The sequence below is a fragment of the Anaerotignum sp. genome, from assembly GCF_017483025.1.
Classification (GTDB): Bacteria; Bacillota; Clostridia; order Lachnospirales; family Anaerotignaceae; genus Anaerotignum_A.
This window is the reverse complement of record NZ_JAFUMA010000084.1, coordinates 1-5,160: the sequence shown is the minus strand read 5'-3', so window position 1 is coordinate 5,160 and position 5,160 is coordinate 1. Positions and strand designations below refer to the sequence as shown.

Annotated in this window: 4 protein-coding genes; all 4 read left to right on the top strand. The window is 45.1% G+C overall.

All coding sequences use genetic code 11. The features are described from left to right. Positions 1-891, top strand: an 891-nt coding sequence (locus IJ369_RS07185) for an electron transfer flavoprotein subunit alpha/FixB family protein (protein WP_290717638.1), incomplete at its 5' end; no start/stop codon positions are given. A 237-nt stretch (positions 892-1,128) separates the two neighbouring features. Beyond that, a complete protein-coding gene (locus tag IJ369_RS07180) occupies positions 1,129-1,812 on the top strand; it encodes a GTP pyrophosphokinase (RefSeq protein WP_330612968.1) in 684 nt (227 codons plus the stop codon). Next, positions 1,809-3,389, top strand: a complete 1,581-nt coding sequence (gene cls / locus IJ369_RS07175) for a cardiolipin synthase (protein ID WP_290717636.1) — start codon at positions 1,809-1,811, stop codon at positions 3,387-3,389. Before IJ369_RS07180 ends, cls begins: the two co-directional genes overlap by 4 nt. Positions 3,390-3,701: 312 nt before the next feature. Beyond that, positions 3,702-4,865 (top strand): LysM peptidoglycan-binding domain-containing protein, encoded by a 1,164-nt coding sequence (locus IJ369_RS07170; protein ID WP_290717634.1) that lies wholly within the window; start codon positions 3,702-3,704, stop codon positions 4,863-4,865. Positions 4,866-5,160: the final 295 nt, after the last annotated feature.

The window sequence follows — 5,160 nt, the reverse complement described above, 5'->3', positions numbered from 1 at the left end:
TTCCACTACGGTGCAGACAAAGTTATCCTGGTTGACCACCCCATGCTGGAAAACTATGTAACAGAACCTTACACAAAAGCTGTAACAGGAGTAATCAAAGCATACGATCCTGAAATCATGCTGTTCGGTGCTTCTTCCATCGGCCGTGACGTTGCTCCCAGAGTAGCAGCCCGTGTGAAAACAGGTCTGGTTGCAGATACAACAGGTCTGAGAATGGCGAAAACAGAAGCTGAACTGGCGAAAGAAGCTGAAATGGGTAACGCAACACCCGAAAGAGCTCTGCTGATGACACGTCCCGCTTTCGGTGGTAACATCATGGCTACACTGATGTGCCCCAGAACAAAACCTCAGATGGCTACAGTACGTCCCGGCGTTATGAAAATGATCGCTAAAGACGAAACAAGAGTAGGCGAACTGATCAAATTCGACGTTAACTTCACAGACGCTGATATGAACGTTGAAATTCTGGAAGTTGTTAAAGCAGATCACAAATCTGTTGACCTGACAGAAGCTAAACTGATCGTTTCCGGCGGCCGTGGTATCGGTTCCGCAGCAGGTTTCGACATCATCAGAGACGTTGCAGATGCACTGGGTGCTGAAGTTGGTTCCTCCAGAGCATGTGTAGACGCTGGTTGGATCGAAAAAGACAGACAGGTTGGTCAGACAGGTAAAACAGTACGTCCTGACCTGTACATGGCATGCGGTATCTCCGGTGCTATCCAGCACGTTGCAGGTATGGAAAACTCCGAACTGATCATCGCTATCAACAAAAACGAATCCGCTCCTATTTTCGAAGTAGCTGACCTGGGTATCGTTGGCGACCTGAAACAGATCCTGCCTAAACTGGCTGACGCTGTAAGAAAATACAAAGCAGCGAAAGCAAACAGCTAATTTTTCCTAAACGGAGAAAACTGATTTAAAAGCGAAATGCTCCCGTCCCACTTGTGGGGACGGGAGTTTTTTGCATTTAAATCAACTTGCGGAGCAAGTTGCATAGCCCGAAGGACTTTCGCTAATTAAACAAATTATAAATTTGTTTGAAAATAAAACTTTTTTGCGGTAGGAAATAGACAAGAGCGGGAAGGATATGCTATACTTTTTTTCGAATATCGCAAAGGAGGCGACGAAATGGAAGTATTGAAAGAGAAAAAAGAATTTGATTTGAAAGCGATGATGACATCTGAATTTCCCGAGGTGCGGCTGGAACAGGCAAGACCTTTTATGGAATTGATGATGCAATATAGATGTGCGCTGATGGAAGTGGAAACAAAGCTGAATGTATTGAATGCAGAATTTACCATGCGAAACAATCGAAATCCTTTTGAGTCCATCAAAAGCCGCATCAAATCTCCTGTGAGCATTCTGGAAAAAATGCACAGAAAGGGATATGAACTTTCCGCAGAAAGCATTGAGGAAAACCTGGCGGACATTGCGGGGATTCGGGTGATTTGTTCTTTCCCTGATGATATTTACGCAACCGCGAAGTTGTTGACACAGCAGGATGATATCACGGTGCTGGAAGTGAAGGACTACATCAAGCATCCAAAGGAAAATGGCTATAGAAGTTTACATTTGATTCTGGAGATTCCAATTTTCCTTTCCGAACAGAAGAAGAATATGAAAGTGGAAGTGCAGTTCAGAACCATTGCCATGGATTTCTGGGCGAGTCTGGAGCACAAACTGAAATATAAAAAGGATATTGAAAATGCGGAAGAGATATCCAAAGAATTGAAGGAATGCGCGGAAGCCAGTGCGGCCCTTGACCTGCGCATGCAGGCTTTGAGAGATCGAATTGAGGCGGATCAGGAATGAGTACGGAAGAAAAGAGATTTTCAGAAGAGAATATCGTTTTGCAAAAAGGGCGCCGTGGTGCAATGAAGGTTATTTATGGCCGCACGGCGGTAATCGCGTTGCTGTTTGTGATCCAAATTTTGTTGATGATTTTACTGGTGGATTTTTTCAGCCAGTATATCCCCGTGATCTTTGGTGGATATATGGTTTTTGCATTGTATATTGTTCTGATTATCATCAACAAAGAGGAAAGCCCGGAAAACAAACTGATGTGGACCATTATAACGATGTTACTGCCGTTGGTAGGAGGGGCTTTGTATTTGTATGTGGAAATGCAGCCGGGATATCGACTGCTGGAAAAGCGGTTGAACAATATTTATAAACGGACAGAAGATTATGTAAAGCAGGATATTGCCGTGATGCACGCATTGGAAGAGGCTGACAAGGGCACGGTAAGACTGGCCAGATATGTGCATAAAAACGGGAATTTTCCTGTGTACCAGAACACAAGAGTGAAATATTTTCCATTGGGGGAAGATAAATTTGCAGCGATGCTGGAGGAACTGGCGAAGGCGGAGAAATTTATTTTTATGGAATATTTTATTCTGAAGGAAGGGTATATGTGGGAGAAAATACTGGAGATTTTGGAAGAGAAAGCAAAGGCTGGAGTGGAGGTTCGTGTGATGTACGACGGGACCTGCGCTATGTTTGATCTGCCTTATAAATATCCTGAGGAATTGAAGGCAAAGGGCATCCAGTGCAAGATGTTTGCCCCGATACGGCCGATTCTTTCCACCCATTACAATAATCGCGACCACAGAAAAATTCTCGTCATTGACGGGAAGGTGGGGTTTACAGGTGGCATCAACATAGGGGATGAATACATCAACCGGGTAGAGAAGCATGGCCATTGGAAAGACACGGCGGTGATGCTGGAAGGAGATGCAGTGCAAGGGCTGGCGATGATGTTTCTGCAGATGTGGAATGTTTCTGAAAAGCAAGTGGAGTATGGAAAATATCTTGCAAAAGAAGAAAAGGATTTGCAGGCAACCGGGTTTGTGATGCCCTATGGGGACAGTCCCTTTGATGACGAGCTGATCGGGGAAACGGTCTATATGGATATTCTGAACAGAGCGGAGGAGTATGTGCATATTATGACGCCATACCTGATCATTGATCAGAGGATGATCACGGCGCTGAGTTTTGCGGCGAAAAGAGGGGTAGATGTGAAGCTGATCCTGCCCCATGTGCCTGATAAAAAATTTGCTTTTGCCTTGGCGAAGAATCATTACCCTGCGCTATTAAAGGCGGGGGTGAAGATTTACGAATATACGCCCGGGTTTGTACATGCAAAGGTATTTACCAGTGATGATGAGAAAGCAGTGGTAGGTACCATTAATCTGGATTACAGAAGCTTGTATCTGCATTTTGAGTGCGGCGCGTTTTTATATCGGGTGGAGGAAATTGAAAATATTGAGAAGGATTTTCAGGAAACGCTGGCAAAATGCCAGGAGATCACACTGGAAAATTATAAAAAGGGGACATTGCTTCTGAGAATCGAAGGATGGCTGCTGAAGTGGCTGGCGCCGCTGATGTGAAAAAAGCGGAGAAAACTGTTTTGGAAATATAAAAGCATGCGACTGCTTGCAGGAACGCATGCTTTTTATATGACAAAATAATTTGTGGAGTAAATATATGAGTAGGGCCTTAGCCCTACGAATAGGTTTTAGAGAATGATGAAAGTCGTCTTTTTTTATTGCGGAAAAGGGCGGATTTTGCTGAAGAAAAAGGGGCTGCGGCGACAGCGTTTGACAGGATATGCGGAGAAGAAATGGTATCTTTGTAGACAGGAATGGAAAGATACGATTTTCAGTCTGAGTAACGAGAAGAACGCAAAAGGAGGAAGCAGCATGCAATATTATTTCGATGGTGACAGCAATTTATATGCCAAGGCAGGACAGGATTTTTCCGTGCCAGCAAGAACGAAGCAGATGGGGAGCATTGAGAACCATGTGAAGATCTTCGTGGAGGATTATGTTTATACATATCTGTACCAATACGGGAGAAGCGGCGGCGGAAAGGAAAAACTGGCGGCGCTGATCGGGAAGCATTACGAGATCGAAGGGCAGGATGTGCTGGTGATTTCCGGGGCGATCCAGGGGAAAGGAACGGTGCAGCAGAACGGTGTAGAATGTTTCAGTGACGAGACATGGGAATACATTGGCGGGCAGATGCAGACCTACTTCAAGGGAATGAGTGTTGTGGGTTGGGTGCATTGCCAACCTGGTTTTGGAGCATTTTTAATGGCGCGAGACGAGGCTTTCCACAAGGAATATTTCAAGGAGAAATGGCAGGTGCTGTTTGTGGTAGATACCATGGACAAGCTGGATACCTTTTATATTTACAATGAGGAAGGAAAGGGGCTGCGGCAGGCCAGAGGGTATTTTGTTTATTACGACAAAAACCGGGAGATGCAGGAATATATGATGGAGAACAGCATGATTCGACCCAGAGAAGAAGCAGAAGAAGGGGGCCGACAGGCGGAGGTTTTTGCAGCGGAGCAGACAGAAGGCCGACAGCGACAGAGAAGAAAGCCCACAGCAGAGGAACGGATGGATGCAGCGAAAGAAATTCGAAAGGTGCTGCAGAAGCGAGAGAAGGAAGTGAAGCAGGCAAAGAAGGAACATGACAGGGTACTGGCGGCAGTGAGCGGTGTGCTCTGTGTGGTTTGTATTTGTATGGGGCTGGCCATGATGCAGAGTTTGGACAGGCTGCGGATGGTGGAAACAGAACTGATGGCCATGCAGACTTCCTATCAGACCCTGGCAGAGGATTTTGAAGGGGTGAAGGTACAGAGTGTATTTGCGGTACAGCAGGCGGAAAATGTGCAGCAGTCTGCGACGGCAGAGAAGGTGACAAATAAAAAATATACCGTGGAAAGCGGGGATAGCTTAGGATACATCAGCAGGAAATTTTATGGAGATAACAGCGGGATCGCGCGGATCATGGAGGCTAATGGGCTGGAGGATGCGGACATGATCTACGAAGGACAGGCGTTGTGGATCCCAGAATAAAAAAGGGACCTATGGTTTGAAAGAGACCATAGGTCTTTTTTATTTGGGGATTGACAGGAAAACACTTAAATGAAAAGTTAAATGCTAGTGGGTTATAAACGTTGTAAATTTGCGGAATTTGCAGAACTGAATTCTGCATTTTTTCTTAACAAAGGCGGAATACTCACTTATAATGAAAATAATAGCACAGATTTTACTGTTTTTTTGCATACCAAATAAGCATCTGCAATTAGTGTGCGAGACTAAATTCCACATGCTGGGTGTGTAAGAGTAAATTCTACAGTGAAATCTGCCT